Genomic DNA, 26,947 nt, shown 5'->3' with positions numbered 1-26,947 from the left:
GCAGAAGTTCTAAGGTGTGAGGAGTGGAGCGGACAAGTAAGCACAGCAACTTTATGTTTTGCTAACAGGTGTAAACTTGTCTAAATCAGAGAAGCAGGTTAATCTTGCGTAAGTGTCTCTGGTGAATGTGATCCCGATCTATCATCAGATGTGATCGAAATCATAGACTAGTATTCCGACTGCAAAATCGAGGTCAGTTAAGCGCTAGTGATCATAGGAGGTCGTCTTTGAAACGAGCATTGAAAAAAAGAGTAAAAGCTGTGCTGAAAAATACCCCCAGCAGTGATGGTGTCCCGAACGAACAGTTAAATGTGGTGAATCCCAAGATCAATCGTCGGGTTAGCACACAAGCCGCCATGATTGGCTTGGCTATCTCAGTCGGAGCAACTAGTCTTTTAGTGACTCGACAAAGCGATCAAGCCCAAGCAGCCGCACCTGTAGGTAGCCAAAAAGTAGCCTCAAATCTTCCTGCTGCGCCTGACACTGAGGTGAAATTCGTTCCCACAAAGCTAGAGACAAAACTAGCTTCTGCCGCGACTATGGCAGAAAATGCTGTCATTATGGAACCAACAGCAATTTCACAATTGCCAGGGCTTGAAGCTAAATTGCAAGTTGCGGCAAGTGGAATGTCTGTGTTAGTTCCACCAACAGAGGATGTTTCCCAAACAGCAGCCGACACAAATGCCATCAAACAGGCGCAATTAGCCAAGGATAAAAAGGCAAAGGAAATCCTGAATGCTAACAATGTAGCCGCCAACCAAGTACCAACAACAGGTAGCGAAACTACAATTGCCAGCGATGAAGTTAATGCTAAATTAAAAGCGCAGCAAGAATTTGCTCTATATCACTTACAAGAAAAATCGAACCGTTTAAGAGCAAGTCTGGCGGAGTTGCGGTCTGGGGAGTCGAAAAACTTAACCAAAACTACTGCATTGGCTCAGGAGACAACTGTAGCAGAGAAGTTGTCACCTACCATTATCAATAAAGAGGTAGCACAACAGTTGCCAGCTTTGGTTGATGAAGACAAAACAAAGTTCTTCCCAGAGACTAAGCAGATAAAATCTCCTAGCGAGCAGATACAACCACTGGCAACAACATCTGCACCTGCCACACCACAGATGGTGTCACCAACAAATACTGATACAGCTTACGAAGTTAAGCCTGGAGATACCTTAGCAGCGATCGCCAGCCGATACAACACTAGTGTTGCAGAATTAGCAAAACTCAACAATATCAGCAATCCCAACCAGCTGAAAATTAGTCAAAAGCTGATTTTGCCATCGGCTAACGGCAACCGCAATGGCTCAATCTCAATACCTGTAGCAGTTAATCCATCGGTTGTACAGTTCACCAATAATTCTAAAGTAGCTGGGGTACCTATCAACACTGCCAGCAGCAACCCTAATGTATCCTTAGCACCAGTTTCACCAGTTTTTGTCAACAATAATGCTGTCAAGCCCACCACCACAGCAACAACGAACAACCAAACACAGACAAATACTGCTAACGCTAATACTTACGGTGTAGGTGGTGACACGCCAGTACCAAAAGTCTTTGCCGAACTACAGTCAGGAAGTCAAACTGCCCAAAAGGTTGCCAGAGGTAGAAACAACGAGCGTCTACAGAGCTTACAGGCAGAAATTCAAAGACTACAGCAGAAATATCGCGCTCAAGAGTCTGGCAATGTAGTTGCACAAGCAACAACTGATACTGACAAAAACAGCGTTGCTATTCCAATTCCTGTAGCCATTCCTAATAACTTGGCTGTTACCAAGCCTGTATCAGGAACTAAAAATTTTGCTGTGCCTATTCCTGTTCCGACACCCATCTTACCAAGCTACAGCGCTCAACCGATTAAGCCCGAATTTCGTCGTGCTACTCGCGCCACAAACGAGGCAATCAATCCAGAGTTTCTGCCTAACCAGGCTACAGTGGCAGTACCACCAATTGGGATCAACGCTGCTGATTCTCCCAGAAGAATGCGGGGAAATCAGGTATCGCCACAACTACCACCCTTAGCAGCAGTAGATCAATACTTACCCAAACCTATTGATGAGACCATCCCTCCACCTTCCTCCTCATCTGTAGCTTATATTTGGCCAGCAAAAGGTGTATTTACCTCTGGTTATGGTTGGCGTTGGGGAAGAATGCACAAAGGTATTGACGTTGCTAACGCCACTGGTACACCAGTTTACGCATCGGCTGATGGCGTGATTGAAAAAGCTGGCTGGAATAAAGGTGGTTATGGAAATCTCGTGGATATTCGCCATCCTGACGGCAGTATGACTCGTTATGGTCATAACAGCAAGATTCTGGTGCGTCCAGGTCAACAAGTGCGTCAAGGTGAAACCATTGCTTTAATGGGTAGTACTGGTTTCAGTACTGGGCCTCACTCCCACTTTGAAATTCATCCATCAGGTAAGGGCGCAGTTAACCCAATTGCCTTTTTACCACAACAAAACCGCATATAAGTCCTTGCCTGTATCCAACTCAGTCATTGCCTTGTTAAAAGAGGGAGTTTTCCTCCCTCTTTTGCCTAGTTTAGTCAGATGCTAGATGCGTTTGTGGGTGAAAATTTTTTGAAAAATAGACTAGTCATGAACAAATGTATATGCTATATTAAGAATTAATGCAAAAGCGTTTGGCTCAGTAGCTCAGTTGGTTAGAGCACGGGACTCATAAGCCTGGGGTCGTTGGTTCAAATCCGACCTGAGCCATTTTTAAGGTTTTAAACTTACGCTTATTCCGATGAATATCTTCAATCATTTGGAGTATGAGTTTTAATAAGATTTTCTATTGATGAGGTTTGATCCTAGACTTGCTCATCGTGAACGCGATCGCCCTCTAGATAATTTACACTCAAGGTGAGACCGAATTATTTGCAGCTTCTGTTATGTCTTCCAGCTTAGATTCTTTACCACCTGCTCTCGCTAAAATCGTCCAGCGCTTTCAACGTGCTTCCGATCCTAAGCGGCGCTATGAACAACTCATCTGGTATGCACAGAAGCTTCCAGAATTTCCAGAAGCTGACAAGCTACCAGAAAATAAAGTCCCTGGTTGTGTTTCTCAGGTTTATGTCACCGCCACTTTAAATGAAGGGAAAGTTTTCTTTCAAGGAGAATCTGATTCTCAGTTAACTAAAGGATTAGTCGCGCTGTTAATCGAAGGTTTAAATGGGCTGAATCCCACAGAAATTGTCCAATTAACACCAGATTTTATTCAAGAAACAGGTTTAAATGTCAGCTTGACACCTTCCCGCGCTAACGGGTTTTACAACATATTTAAAACCATGCAGAAAAAGGCGTTGGAATGCAAGTTAGAACAATAGTTGAAAGTGCTGAGTTGAAAAGCTAACTAAAGTCCACTTACGTGGACTAAGAAAAAATTGAGTTTTGAAACCCGCGCAGGTGGTGATACCGTTTCACTTTAAGTTTGATACAAATAGACCGCAGGGAGTAGGGGGAAAGAATGAAAAACCCATAATTCGTATCATTTTTTTCGTGAAACGGTATGAGACCAGTGCTGCGGGAGGGAAACCCTCCGCAGGCAACTGGCGAATCCGAAGGGGTTTTGTTTGTATAGCCGCAATTTCCAATTGCAAAAGCTTCTATTCAAACAACCTCAAGCTGTTTTGAAAAATCGGATAATTTCGCGGACATGATCGAGAAATTGCCCATCAGTAGACAGTTGGGCGATCGCATTTCTGGCTTCTCTGGCTAAACGTTCATGTTCTGTTTGATTTGTGGCGCGTAATTCTTCTAAATTAGCTAAAATCCTGGATACTTCCTTGCGTGTTTCTTCCGCGAAACGTTGTTGAGTTGCAGGTAAAGAATATGCTTGTTCTGGGTTCAGTTGTTCTTCTAAAGATTGCACTTTTTGTTCTAACTCCAAGAAGCGATTCCGCAGTTCAAAAATATCTTCGCGGGGATACTTCCATTCTTGGCTAATCATAGTTAGCCGTGCATATAAATATTCGTAGGCGCGAATAGCAGGACGCAAAATTGTTAATAATAAAGCTGCACCAGAACTAATATAACCGACTGCACTAATTCCAGTGGCTGCGAGAGTGTAAAGTCCAATTGCTGAGAATAAGTGTAAAGCAACTGCCAACCAAAGCGATCGCTTGGCTAATAACTGGACATATTTTACTTGTTTGCCATCTACAGGAATACCTTTTTCTGTAGATTGCGCTGCTTCTGCTAAAACTTCTTTGGCTTGAAAATGCACATTCCAAGGTACAGTGACAATTACCAATAACCACCAAAAACTTGCACCGCCAATTACCCAATCTAAGAAGTTACCTGCGGGTACATGAAACCATTGCAGTAGGCCAAAAGCTAACAATAATATAGTGACAATTCCCACGATGGAACTGATAAAAAAGTTAAAATACACTTTGCCATGACTCCAGTGAAACTATCATTTCAATCATGGCGATGGCTGGGGATTTCTACGGAATGGTTGTGCTGGTTTGGTTACTTGCACAGATTAATTATTGAATAAGATAACTGCGCCAAACTCTTTGAGAATCTTTGCTAGTCTTATCTGGCAATAATAATCGCCAAGTTTTGCCTTCTTGTTGAATTTGTAAGTACAGTTCAAAAGGTTGTTGCAGTTGCGTCAACTGTCGCTGCGGTAACTTGATAATTAAATCGTATTTTCCTTTGACGCGGAATGCTGGTAAATTTTGAATTGTCAGCGGTTTTTCTTCAGCAATTTTTAACTGCTGAATTTCCAACCCCTGAAAATCGAGATCGAGTTTTTGACTAAGTTCTTGTTGAGTTTGTTCTAGCCCAAGTGCGATCGCTTTTCGTACTAACTCGCTAGTTGGCAGTAGTCCAACGGTACCACAAGCGGTTAACAATACTAGCAAAATCATTGTGACAAACAATCGCACCATCTTCGATATTCTACTCTCCAGCGCTAGTATAGCGGTATATGCTTTAAATAGTTACATTTCGCTGTCAGTCGCTTGAGCTTACCTGCTGATAGTCAAATCTTTGCCTGTGATATTAACGAAGAGTATACAGCGATCGCATGGCGATATTGGCAGCAAGCTGGACTAGCCAAAATTTACCTGCGATTAGCACCAGCCTTAGAAAGTTTAGATCAACTGTTAGTGATCGGACAAGTTGGCACCTTTGATTTTGCCTTTATTGATGCTTCTTATGAGGAGCGATGTTTGCAATTAATTCGTTCTGGTGGCTTAATTGCGATCAATAATGTTTTATGGTCTGGGCGAGTAGCCAACTTTCAAATTCAAAACCACAGTACTCAAGCTATCCGTTCTATCAATCAAAAGCTACACGATGATAAACGAATCACTCTTTCAATTTTTCTCATTAGCGACTGACTGAGTTTAGCACTCAAGCGAGGTTAATATATCCTCAAGCAAAATCAAAATTAATATTTACTTTTAGATTTATTGGGAGATAAACTGACTATCCAGTCATGCTTTATCTACCTATCTTTACTATCCTTGTCTTTTAGTATTAAAACTTACCCAAACAACTAATTATTGCCTCAAATTTATAACTAAAGTAAGACATTGAATTGGGATTAATGAATTAACTTGATTAAGTGTCTAAACCAGATTTATTTCCCTATATATCTTCATAAATATAATCCCTATTTAGTGGGGAATTAATTTTTTTCGCTGGTCGTAGTAGTAAAAATATATTTTTCAAATAACGTACGAGGAAATTATATGAATCTTTTATTACCAAAAATCCAAAAAAGAATTTTTAAGAAAATTTATCAAATACCATTTGTAAAACAGCAAAATGATATTGCTTATCAGATGGCAATTAATAAGCATAAAACAAATTTACCTATTATCTCAAAAGATGACCTAGAATTAGTTGAAAAAATTAATCATGAAGGTGTTGCAATTACTTCCTTAGATAATTTGGGAATTACATCTAATCCTCAACTTCTTCAGACAGCCCAGGCTCTGACATCTCAGATTCAACTAGAGATTAATAGTGATGATAATCAATACGTTATTCATGCTAGTTCACAGCAAATTATGGCATATCCCACAATTTTTTTGTGGGGATTAGAACAACGTTTACTAAATATTATCGAGCATTATATTGGTCTACCAGTGGCATATCATGGAACATATTTTCGGAGAGATTTAGCAAATCAATTAGAAAAAGGTTCTCGACTTTGGCATTTAGACCCAGAAGATCGCAAAGTATTGAAAATAATAGTTTATGTGAATGATGTTTCAGAAAATCATGGGCCTTTTCAATATATACCTCTGTCTTTGACCTCGAATATAGTTCAATATTTAAAATATAATTATGGATATATCCCAAATGAAACTATGCAAAAGGTGATTTCCCCAGACAACTATAAATCCTGTATTGGGAGTTCTGGTACAGTAATTTTTGCTGGTACAGGGAGCATTTTTCATAGAGGTAAAGCCCCAGAAAATTCAGACAGATTTACTATATTTTTTGATTATACTTCTAGGAGAAAAAAAGAACTATTTTATATTAATAATTCTCTACCGTATCAAGCCTTACTTCAACTTTCAAAAAATCTTTCTGTGCAACAAAAGCAATCTCTATTTTGGCAAGAATATCTAGAATAGTTATTTTTATAGTGCTAGTACTATGAGTAGTTTTAAATCACTCATCACACATTACCTAAGAAAAATGAGATCTAAAAAGAAAATCTAGTTATTTTCTTTTGGGTATCACATTCCTGATGCCACTTTTAACACCCATGTTGTCACCTTTGTAGCGAGGAATAATATGAATACTAGCGTGCAGAATATTTTGTCCAGCTTCTCGATTGATATTCATACCAACATTAAAGCCATCAGGCGCAAATTCTGTTTTGATAATTTCTTGAACTTTGTTCACCATTAACCAGCAAGCAGATTGCTCCTTGAAAGGTAGTTCAAAATAATTACTCACATGGCGTTTAGGAATGACTAAAACATGACCTTTACTTACAGGATAACCATCAAAAATGGCATAAGCTGTTGCTGACTCAGTTAATAGCTTTAAATTTCTATAAGGATTACAAAAGAGACAGTTATTAGACGAATTACGTTGGTAATTATAATGAGTATATTCATATATTTCTCGGCTATCATCCAAATAAATTGAATGAAATGGCAGCTTTACAGTACATTGATAGGTCGGTTTTTTATGCACATAATGCTCTCTAAAACCTTGTTTTTTAATATCTCTTCTCACAACATAATAAGCTTTTCCTCCTGGTTTTAATAGGTGAGAAACTTCCATTAAAACATTAGCTTGCTCTTCAGAAAACAATACATTTAAAACATAAAAGCAAATTATTGTATCAAATTGCCCAAGAGGGTAATTAGGCACATAATAAGGATCATAACCTGTAATATCACAACCTTTTTCGCGCAACAATTTAACATCGTTACCAAAACCACAGCCAAAATCTAATATTTTGCCCCGAAGTAGGTTTTGATTTAATAACAACTTTGCTGGAAATGACAGGTAAGTTCTTTCTATCGCTGTGAGATGGCTGAATTGATTGTTTTGCTGCTGCATAGAATGTCCATTTTTAGGTCATTCCTGTCTTAGCACAGCTGATAATAAAATCGTTATTTTGCCTACGTTTTCAGCAATCTTCAGATAAAAAATTAAAAAAGGATATGTACCGTAAAATACTTCTCGTTACATATCCTTCATTTTGCCGCATTTACTTAATGGCTAAAAGTTCGGAAACTGCTGCATGTGCTAATACCACGCTAGGCTCACTTTGGAGAGCAGCATAGTATTTTCTAGCAAATTCATCACCTACTTCTGAGGGTGCAATTAAAATGCGGGTACTAGCAATTAAATTCTGCACATCTTCTAAAGATATAGGTTGATCAGATGATAGAGTTTCATCAATTTGCACAACTAGTTCAGAAATTCGATGTAGCCAAGCAAATTGCTCATCAGCGACAACAAGTTGAAAGAGTTCAGTATTCGATACTCTTCCACGAACTTGTTCATAGTTGATGCGTTCTGTTTCTAGCAACATCCGGTGAAGATGTAATAATTTATTTCGTAAATCACGCAGATATTGATGTTGATTTATTCGTTGTAGAAGTGTTTTAGCAGTCAATGTAATCTATCCTCTTGTTACGATATTTTTAATGGTTTCAATATTTGCAGGAATAGGAGCCGTAGGTGTAGAGTAGGTACAAAAGTTCGGATAAATTTAGGTAGTCAAATTTACAGCACAAGTCTGAAATTAAAAAAGCTATATAGTAAGCCTTTAGCCATTTACAATGGGTGCTTTATTTACGCCATACTGCATTAGTTGGGAAAATCCAGTATTTACTTTCTGCCTGCTGTCATTAAAGTTACTGTACTAGATACATTCATATATGGTTAATCATAGATCAAATACCTGAAGCATAACAAATAGAGCTTACACTACTTTTATTTCGGAAAACCCTCGGTAAATTAAATAGGATGATTATTGTCATGCTTGCAAATGAATATAGGAATAATCGAGCCTTACAGTAGCGGGTTTCTAGAAATTTTACCAGAGGGTGAAAGTAGTGACTATTGGTTAATTGCAGGTATACACATTAATGGTGAAGTCTTCTGTCCTAGTCCGCGGCTTTATCGTTCTGAACGGGTAGCACTAGCAAGAGCAGCACAACTGTATGATTGGATAGTTGACCACAAGCAGCAAATTATGGCTGGAAATTACTTCTGCTCACAGTTGAATTTATCCCTGTGGTATCAACCAAAAGTATCTTAGAGGTTGTTTGTTGAAGTTGAATGGCAATATCATCGCTGAGATAATTCCATAAAATTTGCCAGCTTATACATAACTCTAGCACCGACGTTGCCATCCCACTCTGCATCACCAACTTCACAAACATCAAAGCCAATAATTTTTCTACCGCTATTGACTAATTCACGTAATATACAGAATGTTTGCTCTAATTCCAAACCACCAGCGACAGGAGTACCTGTATTGGGGCAAAGTTTCGGATCTAAACCATCGATATCGAAGCTAATATAAACATTTTCTGGCAAATGATTGATAATTTCACGACATATATCAATCCAGGTGGTGCCAGCATACAGTTTTTGCTTGATGGCTGGGTCATAATAGGCAACAATGCGACCATGCGATTGGTCAATCATTTGCACTTCATCATGGCTAATATCACGTAAACCTACCTGGACTAACTTAGAAATTTGCGGTAGTTTCACAGCATTAAACATGATTGAGGCATGAGAAAATTCAAATCCCTCATAAGCATCGCGTAAATCTGCGTGTGCATCAATATGCAGAATACCGTAGTTGGGATATTTAGTTGCTAATGCCTGAAAATAACCCAATGGAGAACTGTGATCTCCGCCAATGACTGCAACTTGCTTACCTTGATTGATTGCTGCTTGAGATTGGGTAAATAGCCATTGATTTACCTGTTGGGAAGCCTGATTAATTTCTGTCAGAATTGGAGTTAAATCTGGTGTATCTGTTAGGGGTTTACCTTGTGCTAATCTTTCAATAATTTGGTCAGCTAAGGTGCGATAGTAATGATTTTTTTCTAAAATATCTTGAGGAATTTCTACTAAAAAAATTCCTTGTTTCCAACCATCAGGGTTGTCAAAATCAAACAAATCCAGTTGAGTTGAAGCGTCAAGGATTCTTTGGGGGCCGTTTGCTGTACCTGCACCATAGGAAACGGTAACTTCCCAGGGTACGGCAAAGACAATTAAGTTGGCGGACTCGTAATCAAATGGCAAACCGAAGAGGTTGCCATTAATTTCACCTACACCACTAGGATTATAGTCTGGGAGTTGGTTAATCATCGATCGCCTGCTGAATTTACCTGGGTTATCTGTATGTATTTTAGCGATCGCCTTGATTATTCACCATTTCCTTCTTGAGAAAATCCTAAAAGTTTCGTAATTTCAGCTATTAACACACTAGCTTCGACAGGTTTATGAATATAGCCTTGAAAACCCGATAAAAAAGCCAGATTATAACTGTCCTCTGAAGTCAGAGCAGTTAAAGCGATCGCAGGTGTATGCTGTTTTTGCAACGTTAACATTTGTCTAACTTTGCGAATTAAGGAATATCCATCTACTTTTGGCATAGCAATATCAAAAATCAAAATATCAAATCGGCAATTTTTGATTAGTTCCAGCGCTTCTAAAGCTGATGTTGCTGTTGTGACCTGCACACCGTAGCTTTCTAAAATAAAAGTAGTCAAAACGAGGCTATCTTCATTATCATCTACCACTAGAATTTGCAAACCCTCTAAAGATGGGCAATGGTTTATATCATCTTGGCGATGTGAGTCTTCATAATTATTTGCCATGATAAGCTGTGCCTCCCTAGTTGGCCTAATCAATTACGGAGGATTTCCCAGTAATGGTCAGCCGCATACTGACTACTACTGGGCAACTTTAATCAAACTACCATGACATCTGTCTGATATCGTTAGAGAAAATGTAAGTAGAGTGCGATCGCTTGTCTGTGGTATTGTAAGTATGAGGATGTAACTCATTTGATAAATGTTCTAGTCTGACCGTACCACTACTAATACCGAGCATTCATAATCTGTTGTGCAGTTAGATTTAAATGCGGGAAGGTTACAGATTCGATTCGGTTATTGCCTCTAAATTTACTTACACGATACTCTCCATCTTCCAAAGCGCAAACCAAAATAGTAGGCTGTTTAGGATTACCAATAAACTCCCTACCGCCCAATCCTGAATAATCTACAATCCAATATTCAGGAATTCCCATCTCTTCATAATCAGCGTATTTTTTAAGGTAATCATCACGCCAGTTTGTACTCACTACTTCAACAATCAATGGTATTGATGAACCTTGAATAACAGTGGATTCTTTTTTCCAAAGAGGTTCATGGACTAAATTGGCACGATTTAACAACAGTACATCTGGTGAGTAAGCTGATTCGTTTTCTGGCGGTTTGACTAGTGCTGTCTTAGGTATGAAGTAAGGAAGATTTAAACGGATACATTCTCTAGTAATTTCAAAGGCTAAAAATCCAACTACTTCTTCATGATCTCCTGTTGGTTGTGGCATTTCAACAACTACTCCATCATGAAGTTCGTAACATTTTCCTGTTTGATCTGGATATTTAGCAACAAATTCATCAAATGTAATTAACTTGCTGAGAGATTGAGTCATGGCTGATACCACTGCTCTTCATATTTTAGCTTTAAGCAGAGTGCGATCGCTCTGAGTAAGTAAAAGCGACTTTTGCAATGCTTATAAAAGCAAACTAATTTATCTACTATTAATTTATCCCTTAAAAATCTTCATCATCAACAAAAAACTCAGCATCTTCTTCCAAGCGATTATCACCGGAACCAGCCAACCCCCACAGAGGTTGCAGCACAGCTATCCCAATTACCCCAATAGCTGCACTAAAAGCCAGGACTAAACCAACTGGTATTTGAATTGATTGGAAACTCAAAAACTTTAACGAAACTGGTGTGGCATTTTGAACGGAGATAATTGCGATCGCCATTATCCAAACAGCTACAACAATAGATATTAACAAATTAGCAATTGTCTTCATAAAAAATTACAAAATAACACAGATGAACACAGATATTGATCAAGATTCATCTGTGTCCGTCTGCGGTGTAAATTATTATCCTAACTTAGCAATCACGCTCTCCATTTCTTGGGCGATTTGCGAGAGTTTTTCGGGACTATGGGTTTCCATGTAAACGCGCACCAGTGGTTCTGTTCCTGAAGGACGTAGCAACACCCAGCTACCTTCTTCTAGGTAAAGTTTAATCCCGTCTTTGCGCCCAGTTTCTTTGACTTTAATACCCGCAACTTCTGAGGGCGGATTTTTGGTAAAGGAGTCGATAACGGCGGTTTTGTGGGCTTCGGTGAGGTGTAAGTCCAAACGATGATTATACAAGGGGCCATCAGCTTCAGCGATCGCTTCTTTGACGAGTTGGCTGAGGGGTTTACCTTCGTAGGCGATCGCTTCTGCTACTAGCATATCGGCTAAAACACCGTCTTTTTCGGGAATATGCCCCACAATACTTAAACCGCCTGATTCTTCGCCCCCAATCAGCACGGTAGTTTCGCGCATTTTTTCACCAATGTATTTAAAGCCTACGGGTGTTTCATAAATTGGCAGACCATATTTAGCTGCAAAATTATCTAGCAAGTGCGTTGTCGCTACAGTGCGGACAATTGCGCCACTTTTACCTTTATTTTTGATTAAATGCCTTGCTAACACTAACAGCACAGTGTTAGGGGTGAGGACGTTGCCTTGTTCATCTACGATACCAAAGCGATCGCTATCGCCATCTGTTGCCAAACCTAAATCAGCTTGATCTCGGCGTACAGCTTCCACTAACTCTTCTAGTTGTTCGCCTTTGGGTTCTGGCATTCCCCCACCAAATAATACATCTCGCCAAGTGTGGAAACTTTCTAATTCCACGCCACTTTGTTGCAAAACTTCATCTAAATAACCGCGGGATGTGGAATATAGCGCATCATATTTAACTTTCAGATGGGCGCTTTTAATGCGTTCGACATCGAGCAATGTGTAGATAAATTGCAAATAATCGGGTTTGGGATCAAAAATAGAAATTGACCCGCTAGGGTTGTTACTAGGCAGATCATCCGCAGCACTTTCAATATTTGCCACAATAGTATCAGTGATTTCTGGAGTGGCAGGCCCGGCATAATCGGGGATATATTTAATTCCACAATATGGTGCAGGATTATGGCTGGCTGTAAACATCAACGCCCCTGCTGAATTTAAGTGGCGGGCGTTGTAGGCAATTACTGGTGTGGGACAATCCCGATCAGTAATTTTGACCGTCCAACCCAAGTCTGCTAAGACTTGCGCGGCTGTACGGGCAAACTCATCAGCTAAAAACCGCGTATCGTAAGCAATTAGAACAGGTCTGTCTTTAGAGTAGGCTGTTTCGAGGTAACTTGCGATCGCTCTAGTTACTTTCCGTACGTTGGGGAAAGTAAAATCATCGGCGATAATTCCTCTCCATCCATCAGTCCCAAACTTTATTTTACCGGAATTGCTAGTAACGCTCATTGTTGCCAATTTCTCCCGTCCATCTTCAGTAGTCTATTACGAAGCTTCCCGCAAAGCGTGCCTAGCCGCAAGTATCAAAAGAAGTTGTGAGCAGCCAAAATTAATGCTCAAATTTCTCCCCACTGTATTTCTTCTCACTGCTTGTTAGCGATGTCAACCCCCGACCGACCTTTTGCCAGTTATCACCTTTGGTCTTTAATTGCCCCAGCCATAGGACAAGAACGCTGGCATTGTCAAATGCGACGTGGGTTTATTAAAGCACGTCAACATGAACCCGAAGTTAAAGCACTATTAACAAAGGCTACGGCACCTCAGCGGATTGGTATACTCGCCCAAAAAGGCGTTTATGAATTTCATCATAATAGACATTTGTTAAACAAATCCGATGGTGTCGAAAAAGTCGCACAGTTATTAAAACTCAGCAATACTAGCTACCAAGTGCAACAGCGAGTCATCCAAATTTTGAAGAAATATCAGGATGCGCCGCTGCTGCGAGGAAAAAATATTCTGCAATTAACTCCAGGTGATGAAGGTTTTCCGAAGCCAATTTTAATTGAACAAGGCGATTCTTATTTCCGCTTATATGCAGCTATGGACTGCATTTTTATTGATGGCGATCGCACTTTACATATTCTAGATTTTAAAACAGGCAAATCTGCCTTTGACCAAAGACAAGCACTAGTTTATCTACTAGCTGCGCGTTATCTTTATCCTGGCAGACAAGCAGTAGCGTCATTTTATAATTTAGAACTGGGTAAAAAATCTGACTTAATTAAAATTACTAATAATGAATTTGAAAATTTAAAATATGAGTTAGCTAATATTGCCCATAAACATCAAGACGACTTGCACAAATATCAGGAAAAAAATAGTAATTTTAGTCAAATTTTTCCGCCCAACCCTGGCTATCACTGTCGTTTCTGTCCCTTTAATTCTATTTGTGAATTTGCCAGTGTCACAACTTCTGCCCACACAATTATCCCAGTTTAAGAGTCGGAAAACTTAATCATTTAAGAGTTAGCGGTGATTTTGTTGGATAGTTTAATTAAACCTAACAAATTTCTTTAAAATAAGATATATCAATATTGCCGAAATAAAGAATCATAGCAATATTAACTTGTTCTAAAACTTGAACTAGCCAATTTATATCGCTAGTATTAGAACATTCATAATGGTGAAATAAAGTTGTTAATCTCTTTTCAAGATATGATTTAACTTTAGGACAAATCAACAAAATCTTTAGCAATAATCCAGTAGTAACTATAGTGCCTTGATTAGTAATTAAGTCGATAAAATTAAAGTGTTGTATCGATAAATGACTTTCAACAATTAAAAAATTCAATAACTGATTACAGGTTCTCATGATTAAAAATTCATCAGGTTTTTGCTGATCAGCTTGTGGTAATGTTTTTTTTAAGTGTGCATATAACTTTTGTTGCAACTGCCGTTTTCCTGAAACTCCAGTAATCGAAGATATCAGATATTCATACAAATTATCTTTAAAGTCCCGAAAACAATTTACCTGTTGACTAGAATGTAAAAATTTTTGTGCCAATTCTTGATATGTATAGTTACCTTCGACCTTACCAATAAAATGTTGTAGAGTATCATGCAGTTGGCGATCGCTCAATAATGTAGGATTACCTACAGGACGTAAAATTTTATCTGCTTCATCTACTGATAATTTTTTGATTAGCTGAGTGCGTCGCACTTGATAAGTAACATATTTCGATAAATCAACTTCAAATTGTTTTTTTACCTGTGCTTGTATTTGCCTAACCCGCCACTGGTGTTCAAAGGTAGAGTCATCACTGATTAAACAATGCTCATATAAATAAGGATAACGATTAATTAAAGTAATTAAAGGCTGAGGTACGTGATTAAGATTTTCCTCGTTGTTTTTCGTTATTATCTGCACAAATCTGCGTAAAATTAAATACTGTTCACTGACGAGAAACATCTGGATTAATTCACGCAAGCGTCTAATGTTGCGATAACGAAAACTTGTTGTTCTTGACCTAGTAGGTGATAATTCAAATAATTTTACTAATTGGGGAATAGCATAATGTAACTGTGGCTGCATGTGCCAGCGATTAATTAAAATATGACAGCAACGGTTAAGAAAAAAATTAAACTCATACACAGCAGTTTTAGATGCTGTAATTTTATCTAATATTAATAATATTTCTGGTTCAGGATAATCTGCACCTTCAATAAATAAAGCTCGACAGCGCTCAATCATCTCATTAGGAGATTTGACTTGCACCAAATGCAGCAAATGTTGATATATTTGCTTTTCTTCAGCATTAAATTGCTGAGAATTTTGTGTCAAGGATGAAGGTACATAAGCTTGATTGCTAGAGACGACAATATTACTAGCAACCTGTGGTTTGGGAATTTTTTGAGATTTACGATTCATCCAATCATTCACTTGATCATTACCACTGTTAAATTGGGTTGATGAATTATCAGAGAAGATTTCGTTTATGCAAACTTAAGAAATCTCATCTCTCTGTTTACTAATATTTTTACTTAGTGTCAGGACAATAAATATCAGCCTTATGATTGCTTCACAACTTCAGCTTTAAAAAAGCTGGAAAATTAACTATATACAGGAAGACTATCCTAATTATGAAAAGCTGTCTTGGGGGTGTATACGGGTTCTGCTGTGTAGGTTGACTACAGAACCATCTCCATACTGTTACTTGCATAATCTGATTAAATAACAGAACACAGAGAATTGCAAAGAAAGTAGATAGGAATGTACCGATTTTTGCCAAAAATCAAATATAAGTTTTATAGTTATGTTGTTTAATTTCAAAACTAGGTACTGGTATCAAGCTGAATTTTATCTATATTGGCTTGATATTAGAGGGTCAAATTTCTCCAAGGAAAAATTTGGAGGATGTGACCCAACTACTGAGGTAAAAATTAAAAAGGTGGCAACTCTTTAAGAATCGTAAAGCGAATATGATTAATTGCTAAATCACCTATGGGAATATCTTCTTTTGTTAGTCTAGTGCCTTGACTATTTAAACTTTCAAAAGTGATACCCTTGCCAATTTCAATATGATACCAACACAAGCCCATAAAAAAGCGAGTCGGATAAGGGCCACCATACCCCAAATCATCAGGATTTGATTCCATTGGCAACCAACCAAAATTGGGGATGTAAAACTCCAACCAAACATGATTAAAATCTGGTTGTAATGGTACTCCTTGATGTTCACTATATGGGGGGCATTTGTATCTGCCGACTGTACGACAGGGTATACCATTTAAACGGCACAAAGCCAGTAAAACACCCACATACTCACCGCAAGAACCAACTCCTCGTTCTAAAACGATATCTGGGGTGTCAATGTAGGGTTTAATGCCGTAAGACAACTCATCGTAAACATAGTTACGGATACTATACATTTTCCGCAGCAAGTTGGTTTCAGAGCCAATGGCATCACGGGCTGCATTGCGGACAATAGAAGTATCCATTGCCAAATCATCGTCATCTACTAAGTAACGACTTTGAAATTCTGCGGAAAGTTCTGGCAAGTCTTCAACATCTTTAGGCGTAATTCGATACTTAATTCCCCGTACTTCTAACAATGCCTTCCAGCCAAATACGTGCCGTTCACCAGGAGCTAAAGCCTCAAATTTAAATACTGCCACCCGTTGCCCGTCAATTACTTCTTCTGTAAAAGGGACACCAATAGGTTCAACGTGTTTAAGTGTTTGGCGTTCTGTTTCTGAGGGTAAAGCTATACGCCATTCAACATCTGGGATATACACTTCCTCTAAGGGCGCAATTTCTTCGGCGTAGGACATTTCAATGAGATAGCCATTAGAAAGAGCATAGCGCTTATCAGGATTGTAATAGTAATACAGCGGGTGAATGAAAGTACGATCGCGGTAAGTTAACTCATGATTTGGGTCGGCATTAGGATTATCGCGGATATAAGGCTCCTCAGAAGCATAAGCGACATAAAGCGTATCTTTCCCTGTCTCACCATCATGATGTACGGCGATACCTGTTGGTGAATCAAACGGTGTCAGCACACTAAAATTTAGCTCACCCGTTGCCCGATCCATCGAGTAAACTGTTTGTTCAGTGCGATCGCAAATCCACAGAGTTTCTTGAGTCACTGTCAAATTTTCTACACCAACTCCAGGCGCATAAAATTTGGTAATTTCTTTCCGCGTATTTCGGTCAAAAATCAAAATGTAACCCAGCTTTTGGCAGCTAATATAAACTGTTGAGTCCCAAACAGCTACACCATTAGCTGTATAAGGCAATGTGGCAAAATGTTCCAGCCCTAAAGATCCCAACTTCGATAAATAAACACTATTACCACGAGTTACCCAGAGGGTATCTTCCCAAACTGCTAAACCGGTGACATCATTAAATTCTTTCACCTGGTGCGGATTGATAATTTTGCTATTGTCAGACTCAGGATCAATCTCTAGTAGATGCCCTTTTGTACTGTCAATCGCAATCAGTCTATCGTCAATAAAAGCAATGCCACATAGGGAGGCAGCCGTAAGCGGTCGAATTGTCCTTTGCCCAAACATCTGGCTTGCAGTCTAATGAGGGAGTGCAAAATTTATATTAAGCATATATATTCCCCGGTTTAGCACGCCTAGCAAAGATTTTGCCATAACCTATAGACGGAACCGCAAATTTTTTGGGGAACAATTTTTGAGAAAATGTTTTTACAAATACGATGAATTACATAAGAATACACAAAATCCTAACTTAAAAAAAGTTAGCAAATGTCAGGAAACACATTTAAACTTGTACAAGTTAGTAATAACCTAATGTAACTTTAGTGAATGGTTTTATTGCCATCACTAAATTATGATCGAATTTTGTAACCTTTTCCTGTAACCTAACACAATGTCTGCTAATTCTCTGCCTGAAAGTACCCCAATTTGGCATACTTTGGAAGTTGATAAAGCTCTAGACCTGCTGGATAGTAAGGCAGACAGTGGCTTAACACCCCAAGAAGTTGAACAACGGTTGCAAAAATACGGCCCCAACGAATTAGAAGAACATGGTGGCCGCAGTGCTTGGGAAATTTTGCTCGATCAGTTCAAGAACATTATGTTGTTGATGCTGATTGCAGTGGCTTTGATATCCGGGTTTTTGGATTTTACCGCTTGGCAAGCTGGTCAACTCAAGCCAGGAGAAGTGCCATTCAAAGATACAGTTGCAATTATGGCAATTGTGGTTCTCAATGGCATCCTTGGTTATGTGCAAGAAAGCCGTGCGGAAAAAGCTTTAGCCGCGCTTAAACAAATGGCTTCTCCCTTAGTGCGAGTCATCCGTGATAGAAAACTGTTGGATGTAGCCTCTAAAGAAATCGTTCCAGGAGATGTCATGCTGCTAGAAGCTGGAGTGCAGATAGCCGCAGATGGACGCTTAATCGAACAGTCTAGTTTACAAATACGTGAATCAGCACTGACAGGCGAAGCAGAAGCTGTCAACAAGCAGGCAATTCTGCAACTACCCGAAGATACATCTTTAGGCGATCGCCTTAACTTAGTTTTTCAAGGCACCGAAGTTGTCCAAGGACGCGGTAAAGTTCTAGTGACAAACACAGGAATGACCACCGAACTAGGTAAAATTGCCACCATGTTGCAATCGGTAGAGAGTGAACCGACACCTTTGCAACAAAGGATGACGCAACTGGGTAACGTTCTAGTTTCTGGTTCCTTGATTTTAGTAGCGATCGTTGTCATTGGCGGTATCATCCAGGCCAGAGGTTTTAGCAATTTACAAGACCTTTTAGAAGTTTCTTTAAGTATGGCGGTGGCAGTAGTACCAGAAGGTTTACCAGCCGTTATTACCGTTACCTTGGCGTTAGGAACCCAGCGGATGGTACGCCGCAATGCCTTAATTCGGAAACTGCCAGCAGTAGAAACCTTGGGTTCTGTCACTACCATTTGTTCTGATAAAACAGGTACCCTGACACAGAACAAAATGGTGGTGCAATCGATTTTTACCAATCACAAAACTTTTCGGGTAACAGGAGAAGGTTACGCCCCTGTTGGGGATTTTCAATTAGATAGTCAAAAAATCCCTGTTGAAGATTACCCCGAAATTCCCGCTTTACTCGTCGCCTGCGCCGTTTGTAATGACTCGGTACTACAAAAAGAAAAAGGGGAATGGGCAATTTTAGGCGACCCTACCGAAGGTGCATTAGTTACTCTAGCTGGCAAAGCTGGCATTGAAAAAGACCAGTGGAACAGTAAGTTACCTCGTGTGAGTGAGTTTCCTTTTACCTCAGAACGCAAGCGTATGAGCGTGATTACTCAGGTAGAGGAAATAGCTACTGGAGAACCATCACTAACAGGTGTAGATCCGGCAATTTCTGGTTTTATCAACTCTGAATCTTACCTGATGTTTACCAAAGGTTCGCCAGAGTTAATTTTGGCTCGTTGCACCGAAATTCATTTAGGTACAAACTCAGCACCTTTAACAGAAGAACAACGTAGCCAAATTCTAGCTGCAAATGACCAAATGGCAAGTCAAGGCTTGCGGGTGTTGGGTTTTGCTTATAAACCCCTGACAGAAGTTCCCCCGGAAGGCTCAGATGAAGAATCTGAGAAAGGCTTGGTCTGGCTGGGGTTGGTCGGAATGCTAGATGCACCCAGACCAGAAGTTAGGGCAGCCGTGGCAGAATGTCGCCAAGCCGGGATTCGCCCAGTCATGATTACAGGCGACCACCAGTTGACAGCCCGCGCCATTGCGATCGATTTGGGCATTGCTCAAGCAGGCGACAGAGTGCTGACTGGTCAAGAATTGCAACGCATGAGCGACCAGGAACTAGAGCAACAAGTTGATTTAGTTAGCATCTATGCCAGAGTTGCCCCAGAACACAAACTGCGAATTGTCCAAGCATTGCAACGTCGGGGTAGATTTGTCGCCATGACTGGTGATGGGGTGAATGATGCCCCCGCCTTAAAACAAGCAGACATTGGCATTGCAATGGGCATCACTGGTACAGATGTCAGTAAAGAAGCTAGTGATATGGTGCTGCTAGATGACAACTTTGCCACCATTGTGGCCGCCACCAAAGAAGGTAGAGTTGTTTACACCAATATTCGCCGCTTTATTAAATACATTTTGGGTAGTAATATCGGCGAAGTTTTAACTATTGCCGCAGCGCCTATCTTAGGTTTAGGTGGTGTTCCCCTCACACCTTTACAAATTCTCTGGATGAACTTGGTGACAGACGGTTTACCAGCCTTAGCCTTGGCTGTAGAACCACCAGAACCAGACGTTATGCAGCGTCCACCATTCAGTCCACGCGAAAGCATTTTTGCGAGAGGCTTGGGTTCATATATGATTCGCATTGGGATTGTGTTTGCAATTATTACGATCATTCTCATGGAATGGGCATATCATCATACCCAAACTGTGACAGGAGAAGGACTTGACCCAGAACGCTGGAAGACAATGGTATTTACATCCTTGTGTATTGCCCAGATGGGTCATGCGATCGCTATTCGTTCCAATAACCAACTCACCATTGAGATCAATCCCTTTTCAAATCTTTTTGTACTGGGTGCGGTTGTGGTAACAACAATTTTACAACTGATGCTCGTTTACGTTCCGCCCCTGCGCGATTTCTTCGGCACTCACTGGCTACCTCCCGAAGAGTTGGCAATTTGTATTGGTTTCAGCGCCTTAATGTTTGTCTGGATTGAAGGTGAGAAAATCTTCTTCCGTTTAATTGGCAAGAGAACTGTTTAAAAAGTTAAAAGGTAAAAGTAAAAAGAAAATAAATACAACTATTTGCTTAGTCTGTATTCTGCTTGTAGCTTTTTTACCTTTGTAATTTCGTCAAAAGGCAAAAGTAAATAATCTTTACTTTTGCCTTTTACTTTTTGCCTTTTTAGTTAAATTATGTATCTCAAAACTTTACATCTCAGACAATTTCGGAATTACCAAGAGCAAAAGGTTGAGTTTAATGCTGCCAAAGCTATTTTGGTAGGTAATAATGCTCAGGGAAAATCCAATTTGTTGGAAGCCGTAGAGTTATTAGCCACATTGCGATCGCACCGTATGGCACGCGATCGCGATTTAATTCAAGATGGGGCAGAATTTGCTCAAATCAACGCCAGCCTGGAACGAGATACAGGTATTAGTGATTTAAATTTAACTCTTCGTCGTAATGGTCGCCGCAGTGTGGCAATTAATGGTGAGATTGTGCGGCGACAAATGGACTTTTTAGGTGTTCTTAACGCCGTGCAGTTTTCCAGTTTAGATTTAGAATTGGTGCGTGGTAGTCCTGAAGTCCGCCGCAACTGGTTGGATACTTTATTAATTCAACTCGAACCAGTTTATGCCCACATTTTGCATCAATATAACCAAGTATTACGCCAACGCAACGCTTTTTTAAAAAAAAACCAAGAATCAGCTATCAGCACTCAGAAGCCAGAACTCGCTCTTTGGGATGCACAGTTAGCAACTACAGGTACAAGAGTAATTAGAAGACGCGATCGGGCTATACAAAGATTAGCTCCCATTGCTGCGGCTTGGCACGCTAGTATTAGCGGCAGTACCGAAATCTTAGAAATTAAATATTTACCTAACATTCCTTTGGTACTGAACCAACCAGAAGAAGTTCAGCAAGCTTTTTTAACCAAAATTCAGCAACGTGCTGTGGCCGAACTCTACCGAGGTACTACCCTTGTCGGCCCTCATCGTGACGAAGTAGAATTGACTATCAATCAAACGCCTGCTCGGCAATATGGTTCTCAGGGTCAGCAACGCACCTTAGTCTTAGCCTTAAAACTCGCAGAATTACAGCTAATTGAAGAAGTGGTTAAAGAGCCGCCACTGTTGTTGCTTGATGATGTCCTAGCTGAATTAGATCCATATCGTCAAAATCAATTGCTTGATGCGATTCAAGACCGTTTTCAAACTTTAATTACCACAACTCACTTGAGTTCTTTTGATGCTCAGTGGTTAAATTCTTCTCAAATTCTGTTTGTCAAAGCAGGAGAGATATCCATGAATTAGTCAATAGTCAATAGTCAATAGTCAATTCTCAAAATGACAAATGACTATTGACAAGTGGCAAATGACAAATGACATTTCAATTATGCAAAAAACTAATCACAAATTAGAGCCACAGGAAATTGCATCATTAGGTGCATCACTACGAGCAATTGAGCAAAAATTCTTAAAACAAAGACGGAAAGAAGGTTATAAAAAAATTTGGTTTCAAGGCGAAGAACCTTATTTTGATGTTTTTTTTGAATTTGAGTATGAAAAAATCATCTGGTTTCAATTTACCTTGCGTGGAAAAACAGTCTCCTGGGATATCAGAAGACCAGAATTACAAACAGGTAATACTAATGAGTTGTGTACTGATGATGTAAGTTTTTACGCAGCTAGTAAAACTATTGAAACTGATAACCAAACAGATTGGGAATTTATATATTTAGTTAAATTAATCTTAGAAACTAGAGCCGAAGAAGAAATTTTTACTCAAGCATTAGCATTATTTAATAAATGACCGAGGGCAAACTCAACTATTTTCTAATTTCTTAAACAGATTCAGCACTAAAATTGTCAATAAAGCAGCTATTAATCCCAATTGCCATAAACCACACCCAGCAGCAATTCCTAACGCGGCTGAAACCCAAATCGCTGCGGCTGATGTCAGTCCGTGAACTTCAGGTTGCTGTGATTTTTGGGAAGATTCTCGAAAAATTTCTCCAGCCCCAAGAAATCCTACACCTGCGGCGATACCTTGAATTACTCGACTCAAAGCATCAGGACTGGCATCTAACATACCTGTTTGCAAAGGTATGAGAGTGAACAAGGCTGAACCTAAACTCACAAGTGTGTGCGTCCTTAAACCTGCTGGCTTACGTCTGAGTTGACGTTCTATCCCAATAACTGCTCCTAACAGTAAAGCTAGGCACAGTCTAAAAAGAGTATTCAGCCAATCATTTGGTGGAAAGTAGTAAGTATTTAACAATTCTGTTTTTAGATATATAAAGTAATATATGTTACTCTAACTTAAAAATAGCAGCATTGCTGCTGGTAATTAGAGATGAGTAAAAGATATTTGATACGATTTTTGTGTCCCAACTTGATGGCTATTGCTATCAAGCAATAGCGCTGAGTATAAATTATTTTGGAAAAATATTCTGACTTAGTTTGATTAATTTCACTACAAAGCCAGATGTTAAAGATAATGATTGATTACCCGCCAATCACGACAATTTTGGATAATCAACTGTATTCACTACGGGGCTATTTTCGGCAAATGATATGGAATTTGGATGAAAATTTATGGCAATATTAATGATCTACACTAACTGCATAACTTTCAAACTGATGGACTAGCTATTTGAGTGTTAAAACTGATTAAGTAGGTAAAATTTTAACTCAAACTACTAGTTTTAGCCATAAACTCAATACTTAAAGGCTATATACCTGTCTAGAGTTTTATCTATGATTATTGCACCAACAATATTAACTAAACCAAGAGGTGAGATTATTGCCGGATATCGTGGAATGAGAAATTAACTCATAACTAAGTCGAACTAATCTTAAATAATAGACTAGGAAGAACTTCTCTCGGCAGATAATTTAGTCAACAGCCTGAAAGCATTGACCAAGAGAAAAAAATTGACAACTAATAAAAAATAACGTGAGTGGAAAAAGTCTACTGGCTTGACCAAATTAAACTACAAGACCGCACCAAAGTAGGTGACAAAGCATTTTACTTAAGCAGAATCATGCAGCATAACTACCCTGTGCTACCTGGTTTTGTGGTTTCAGCAGAAGTTTTGCGGCAATTTTTAGAAACTATCCACAGTTCAGAGTCCTTAGTTGCAGACTTACCTCATTCTTCATTACATTTAGATGTAGCTAATTGGCGACAACTTCAACTAGTAGCTAGTCGCTTGCGCCAAGAAATAGTGGGTGCAAATTTACCGCCCCAATGGGTGAGTACAATTTTAGCGGCCACGAGAGAATGGCAAACTAAATATTTGATTTTGCACCCAACCTTGTCAGTTGGGAATACTGCACAAGCATTAGGAAATACATCTGGGTTACTAGAGCCAAGCTTTTGTTATTGTGATGAAGATGCGATCGCCTTGGGACTAAAACGCATCTGGAGTCAGTTGTTCCGTGCTAGAAGTTTACTGTATTGGCAACGGATGGGAATTGATCTGCAAAATGTCAATTTGGCTGTGTTAGTCCAACCAATACAAAATGCGATCGCCAGTGGCTCACTTCAGGCTAACTCCGCTGGATGGACAATTGAAGCCACCTGGGGATTAGGTGTAGCACTCTCCAGAGGTGAAGTTTTGCCAGATGTATACTATATTCAGCCAGAAACAGGTATCGTCTTAGAACGACATTTGGGTAATAAAATACTGGCTTATCGTCTTGATGATGGCACAACAGCAGCAGAACAACCTCAACTCCAGTCAGTAATCACTGATGAAAATACTGGTCTAATTGCTCATTTACTACCAGAAGAGCCACAAAAACAATACGCGTTACCAGAGCCAAGTTTGCAACAAGTGATTGCTTTGGGAAATCAACTAGTGAGTGAACTGGGTAACAGTTTTACTGTGCAGTGGAGTATTTCAGCCGCAGATTCTGTTTCTCAGATCCAAATTACAGAAGTTAACACTCCCCTATCGGCAATTCCCAATTTACAGTTAATCAAAGGGTTAGGCGCAGCTACAGGTAGGGTAACAGCTAGTGCTTATGTGATTAATTCGCTACAAAAACCTGAGCAAATACCCCAAGGAGTCATTCTTGTCGTCCCCGCGATCGCACCTGATTGGTTAGCTTTGATGCACAAAGTTGTGGCGATTGTCACAGTACAAGGGGGGTTGACTAGCCATGCGGCAATTTTATCGAGAGAATTGGGTATTCCCGCAGTTGTCAGCGCCAAAGATGCTACAGTCTTAATTCAAACTGGAGAACAATTACTGGTAGATGGCGATAGGGGAGAAGTTTATCGCCTAAGAGAAACTAAAAACGGAAATGGAGAAAATCAAGAAATTAATTCGCCTATCTCTGCTTTTTCATCAAACCATCCGCTTGTTAGCCCTCATCTACCCATGATTGCTACTCAACTATTGTTGAATCTGAGTCAGCCTAGTTTAATCGAGCGATCGCAAAACTTACCTGTCGATGGTGTGGGATTGTTACGCTCAGAATTAATGTTATTAAATATACTAGAAGGACAACATCCTCATAGCTGGTTGCTGAGTGGTCGTCGGGCTGAACTGTTGGAGATATGGACACAGCAGATTATCAACTTTGCGCGGGCTTTTACACCCAGACCAGTGTTTTATCGTTCTCTTGATTGGCGATTCCCGGAGTTTTCATCATTAACTCATACTTCACCATCTGCACCACATTCTATTCTTGGCGATCGCGGCACATTTAGTTATGTCAGCAATCCTGCTGTTTTTGAGTTGGAACTAACAGCTTTACTCAATGTGCAGAAAGCTGGCTACAGCAATCTTCGGCTGTTGTTACCCTTTGTGCGGAATGTGGCTGAATTTACCTTTTGTCGCCACAAAGTTGAGCAAATTGGCTTAACTCAGGTATCGCAATTTCAATTGTGGATGATGGCAGAAGTACCTAGTGTATTATTTTTACTGCCAGAGTATGTCAAAGCTGGAGTTCAGGGAATCTCGATTGGGACGAATGACTTGACACAACTTTTGCTGGGAGTAGATCGAGAACAAGGACAGCTAACAAAAATATTCGATGAACGCCATCCAGCGGTGATGGGTGCGATCGCCCAACTCATTCAAATAGCTAAAAATGCCGGAATCCCCTGTTCTATTTGCGGTCAAGCACCAGCATTGTATCCCGAAATTATTGACCAACTAGTGGAATGGGGTATTACCTCAATTTCTGTGGAACCGGAAGCAGTAGAACGGACACATCAAGCGATCGCCCGTGCTGAACATCGCTTAATTTTGGCCGCAGCACGCCGTCACATCAGCCAGCCATAAAATCTTACTTAATATATCCAGTTTCCCGGAAAAACTTACGTATATCGGCAAAATATTGATTGCGTTGGCGTAGCCCGCCGGAGGCATCGCTTTTGGTATAAGCTTGTCGGACTCGTTTCCAACCATCTTCTCCTTGACCCAGCAAATACTTATCTGCCAAATACGCAGCTAAAAATCCTTTACCATCATCACCTTGCTGGCGAATTTCAGTATAAGTTTTCCATAACTCAGAAGCATGGCTATAAATTAACTTGGGATAACGGCGAGTCACATCAACCATTTTGCCTTGGCGATATTGCCAAATTTGTAGCGGATAAGCAGAAGCCGCATAAGCTGTAAATGCGTAAGCAAAGCGATCGTCTTGACTCTCAAGTTCTACGATGCCATCTTTATCTATATCCTTGAGTCGATAAGCCCCATTACCCCAGTCATGGCGAATTTGAGTGTACTTTTGGGATTTTTTGTCATAGCGATAAATCAAAGAATAAGTACAACAATGTGCGCCACCTGTAAAGAAATCGGCAACTACTTCTGGTTCTTTGTCCCCATCTAAATCTAGTATGGGCAACTTATCTTCTTTTTCGTATATACCGCCAACAGGTCGGTCATATTCACTTTCTTGGGGCAGTTTTTGAGCTAAAACAATTTTACCTGCGCGGCTAATCTGCAAACGGACATTTTTATATTGATATTCCTCTGGTTTGTCGTAAGATATTTCTGCACTAATATTACCTAATTGCCCAGTAATAGTTTCTGCACTACTTGGCTGGGCAAATATAGCAATTTGGCTAAAAACAGCTAGACCAATAAGAGATTGACTAAGCAAAGGGCGGAGATGATTCTGCATAAGTGTTGTATATAGATAGT

General features: G+C 39.8%; 24 protein-coding genes and 1 tRNA gene. 11 read left to right on the top strand and 14 right to left on the bottom strand.

From position 1 onward, the window contains the following. Positions 1-227 precede the first annotated feature (227 nt). The 3 genes from NCWK1_RS00400 to NCWK1_RS00390 all read left to right on the top strand — a co-directional run bounded on the left by NCWK1_RS00400 (position 228) and on the right by NCWK1_RS00390 (position 3,328). Positions 228-2,471 (top strand): peptidoglycan DD-metalloendopeptidase family protein, encoded by a 2,244-nt coding sequence (locus tag NCWK1_RS00400; protein WP_103123331.1) that lies wholly within the window; start codon positions 228-230, stop codon positions 2,469-2,471. Positions 2,472-2,643: 172 nt separating this feature from the next. Further along, positions 2,644-2,717: transfer RNA gene (locus tag NCWK1_RS00395), tRNA-Met, on the top strand. Positions 2,718-2,893: 176 nt separating this feature from the next. Next, positions 2,894-3,328: a SufE family protein gene (locus NCWK1_RS00390; RefSeq protein ID WP_103123330.1), complete on the top strand. Its 435-nt coding sequence runs from the start codon at positions 2,894-2,896 to the stop codon at positions 3,326-3,328. A gap of 293 nt (positions 3,329-3,621) precedes the next feature. Here NCWK1_RS00390 and NCWK1_RS00385 read toward each other — a convergent pair whose 3' ends face one another. After that, positions 3,622-4,395 (bottom strand): hypothetical protein, encoded by a 774-nt coding sequence (locus tag NCWK1_RS00385; RefSeq protein ID WP_103123329.1) that lies wholly within the window; start codon positions 4,393-4,395, stop codon positions 3,622-3,624. A 97-nt stretch (positions 4,396-4,492) separates the two neighbouring features. After that, a complete protein-coding gene (locus tag NCWK1_RS00380; protein WP_096582406.1) occupies positions 4,493-4,900 on the bottom strand; it encodes a hypothetical protein in 408 nt (135 codons plus the stop codon). A gap of 72 nt (positions 4,901-4,972) precedes the next feature. Between NCWK1_RS00380 and NCWK1_RS00375 the strand changes: the two genes are divergently transcribed. Further along, positions 4,973-5,353, top strand: coding sequence for an O-methyltransferase (locus NCWK1_RS00375; RefSeq protein WP_103123328.1), 381 nt, complete (start codon positions 4,973-4,975; stop codon positions 5,351-5,353). A gap of 354 nt (positions 5,354-5,707) precedes the next feature. After that, positions 5,708-6,601, top strand: coding sequence for a phytanoyl-CoA dioxygenase (locus tag NCWK1_RS00370; protein WP_103123327.1), 894 nt, complete (start codon positions 5,708-5,710; stop codon positions 6,599-6,601). Positions 6,602-6,689: 88 nt separating this feature from the next. On the opposite strand, the gene NCWK1_RS00365 is transcribed toward NCWK1_RS00370, so the two are convergent. Both NCWK1_RS00365 and NCWK1_RS00360 read right to left on the bottom strand, forming a co-directional pair. Beyond that, positions 6,690-7,544 carry an HIT family protein gene (locus NCWK1_RS00365; protein ID WP_103123326.1) on the bottom strand — a complete coding sequence of 285 codons (855 nt, stop codon included), beginning with the start codon at positions 7,542-7,544 and terminating at the stop codon, positions 6,690-6,692. A gap of 151 nt (positions 7,545-7,695) precedes the next feature. Beyond that, positions 7,696-8,106, bottom strand: a complete 411-nt coding sequence (locus tag NCWK1_RS00360; protein WP_187308014.1) for a hypothetical protein — start codon at positions 8,104-8,106, stop codon at positions 7,696-7,698. A 375-nt stretch (positions 8,107-8,481) separates the two neighbouring features. Here NCWK1_RS00360 and NCWK1_RS00355 point away from each other — a divergent pair, with 375 nt between their 5' ends. After that, positions 8,482-8,754 carry a hypothetical protein gene (locus NCWK1_RS00355; RefSeq protein ID WP_096582416.1) on the top strand — a complete coding sequence of 91 codons (273 nt, stop codon included), beginning with the start codon at positions 8,482-8,484 and terminating at the stop codon, positions 8,752-8,754. A 29-nt stretch (positions 8,755-8,783) separates the two neighbouring features. Here the strand turns inward: NCWK1_RS00355 and speB are convergent, their stop codons facing one another. The 6 genes from speB to NCWK1_RS00330 form a co-directional block, all read right to left on the bottom strand. After that, a complete protein-coding gene (gene speB, locus NCWK1_RS00350) occupies positions 8,784-9,821 on the bottom strand; it encodes an agmatinase SpeB (protein WP_103123325.1) in 1,038 nt (345 codons plus the stop codon). A gap of 56 nt (positions 9,822-9,877) precedes the next feature. Beyond that, a complete protein-coding gene (locus NCWK1_RS00345; RefSeq protein ID WP_103123324.1) occupies positions 9,878-10,333 on the bottom strand; it encodes a response regulator in 456 nt (151 codons plus the stop codon). A gap of 97 nt (positions 10,334-10,430) precedes the next feature. Beyond that, a complete protein-coding gene (locus tag NCWK1_RS29305; RefSeq protein WP_187308013.1) occupies positions 10,431-10,568 on the bottom strand; it encodes a hypothetical protein in 138 nt (45 codons plus the stop codon). After that, positions 10,555-11,172 (bottom strand): Uma2 family endonuclease, encoded by a 618-nt coding sequence (locus tag NCWK1_RS00340; RefSeq protein ID WP_103123323.1) that lies wholly within the window; start codon positions 11,170-11,172, stop codon positions 10,555-10,557. Before NCWK1_RS00340 ends, NCWK1_RS29305 begins: the two co-directional genes overlap by 14 nt. Before the next feature lie 121 nt (positions 11,173-11,293). Continuing rightward, positions 11,294-11,566, bottom strand: a complete 273-nt coding sequence (locus NCWK1_RS00335) for a LapA family protein (RefSeq protein ID WP_096582424.1) — start codon at positions 11,564-11,566, stop codon at positions 11,294-11,296. Between the two features lie 75 nt (positions 11,567-11,641). Continuing rightward, positions 11,642-13,069, bottom strand: coding sequence for a phosphoglucomutase/phosphomannomutase family protein (locus NCWK1_RS00330; protein WP_103123322.1), 1,428 nt, complete (start codon positions 13,067-13,069; stop codon positions 11,642-11,644). 150 nt (positions 13,070-13,219) lie between these two features. On the opposite strand from NCWK1_RS00330, the gene NCWK1_RS00325 reads away from it, so the two are divergent. Further along, the gene (locus NCWK1_RS00325) at positions 13,220-14,059 is read left to right on the top strand and encodes a PD-(D/E)XK nuclease family protein (protein ID WP_103123321.1); all 840 of its coding nucleotides are present in this window, start codon (positions 13,220-13,222) and stop codon (positions 14,057-14,059) included. 61 nt (positions 14,060-14,120) lie between these two features. On the opposite strand, the gene NCWK1_RS00320 is transcribed toward NCWK1_RS00325, so the two are convergent. Both NCWK1_RS00320 and NCWK1_RS00315 read right to left on the bottom strand, forming a co-directional pair. Then, positions 14,121-15,488, bottom strand: a complete 1,368-nt coding sequence (locus tag NCWK1_RS00320; protein WP_103123320.1) for a hypothetical protein — start codon at positions 15,486-15,488, stop codon at positions 14,121-14,123. A 512-nt stretch (positions 15,489-16,000) separates the two neighbouring features. Further along, on the bottom strand, positions 16,001-17,635 hold the full coding sequence (locus NCWK1_RS00315; RefSeq protein WP_096582432.1) for a transglutaminase domain-containing protein: 1,635 nt from the start codon (positions 17,633-17,635) through the stop codon (positions 16,001-16,003). A 325-nt stretch (positions 17,636-17,960) separates the two neighbouring features. Between NCWK1_RS00315 and NCWK1_RS00310 the strand changes: the two genes are divergently transcribed. From NCWK1_RS00310 to NCWK1_RS00300, 3 genes are all read left to right on the top strand, one after another. Further along, on the top strand, positions 17,961-20,822 hold the full coding sequence (locus NCWK1_RS00310; protein ID WP_103123319.1) for a cation-translocating P-type ATPase: 2,862 nt from the start codon (positions 17,961-17,963) through the stop codon (positions 20,820-20,822). 153 nt (positions 20,823-20,975) lie between these two features. After that, entirely contained in the window at positions 20,976-22,094 is a 1,119-nt protein-coding gene (gene recF, locus NCWK1_RS00305; protein WP_103123318.1) for a DNA replication/repair protein RecF, read from the top strand. An 82-nt stretch (positions 22,095-22,176) separates the two neighbouring features. Next, positions 22,177-22,593, top strand: a complete 417-nt coding sequence (locus NCWK1_RS00300) for a hypothetical protein (protein WP_096585527.1) — start codon at positions 22,177-22,179, stop codon at positions 22,591-22,593. A gap of 12 nt (positions 22,594-22,605) precedes the next feature. Here NCWK1_RS00300 and NCWK1_RS00295 read toward each other — a convergent pair whose 3' ends face one another. Beyond that, a complete protein-coding gene (locus NCWK1_RS00295; RefSeq protein ID WP_096582438.1) occupies positions 22,606-23,061 on the bottom strand; it encodes an MgtC/SapB family protein in 456 nt (151 codons plus the stop codon). Between the two features lie 682 nt (positions 23,062-23,743). Between NCWK1_RS00295 and NCWK1_RS00290 the strand changes: the two genes are divergently transcribed. Then, positions 23,744-26,080 (top strand): putative PEP-binding protein, encoded by a 2,337-nt coding sequence (locus NCWK1_RS00290; protein ID WP_103123317.1) that lies wholly within the window; start codon positions 23,744-23,746, stop codon positions 26,078-26,080. A gap of 4 nt (positions 26,081-26,084) precedes the next feature. On the opposite strand, the gene NCWK1_RS00285 is transcribed toward NCWK1_RS00290, so the two are convergent. Further along, positions 26,085-26,927 carry a hypothetical protein gene (locus NCWK1_RS00285; protein WP_103123316.1) on the bottom strand — a complete coding sequence of 281 codons (843 nt, stop codon included), beginning with the start codon at positions 26,925-26,927 and terminating at the stop codon, positions 26,085-26,087. Between the last annotated feature and the right edge of the window lie 20 nt (positions 26,928-26,947).

The organism is Nostoc cycadae WK-1, assembly GCF_002897135.1.
GTDB lineage: Bacteria > Cyanobacteriota > Cyanobacteriia > Cyanobacteriales > Nostocaceae > Nostoc_B.
Note: the sequence above shows the minus strand (reverse complement) of the source record. Positions and strands in the feature narration are given on the sequence as shown.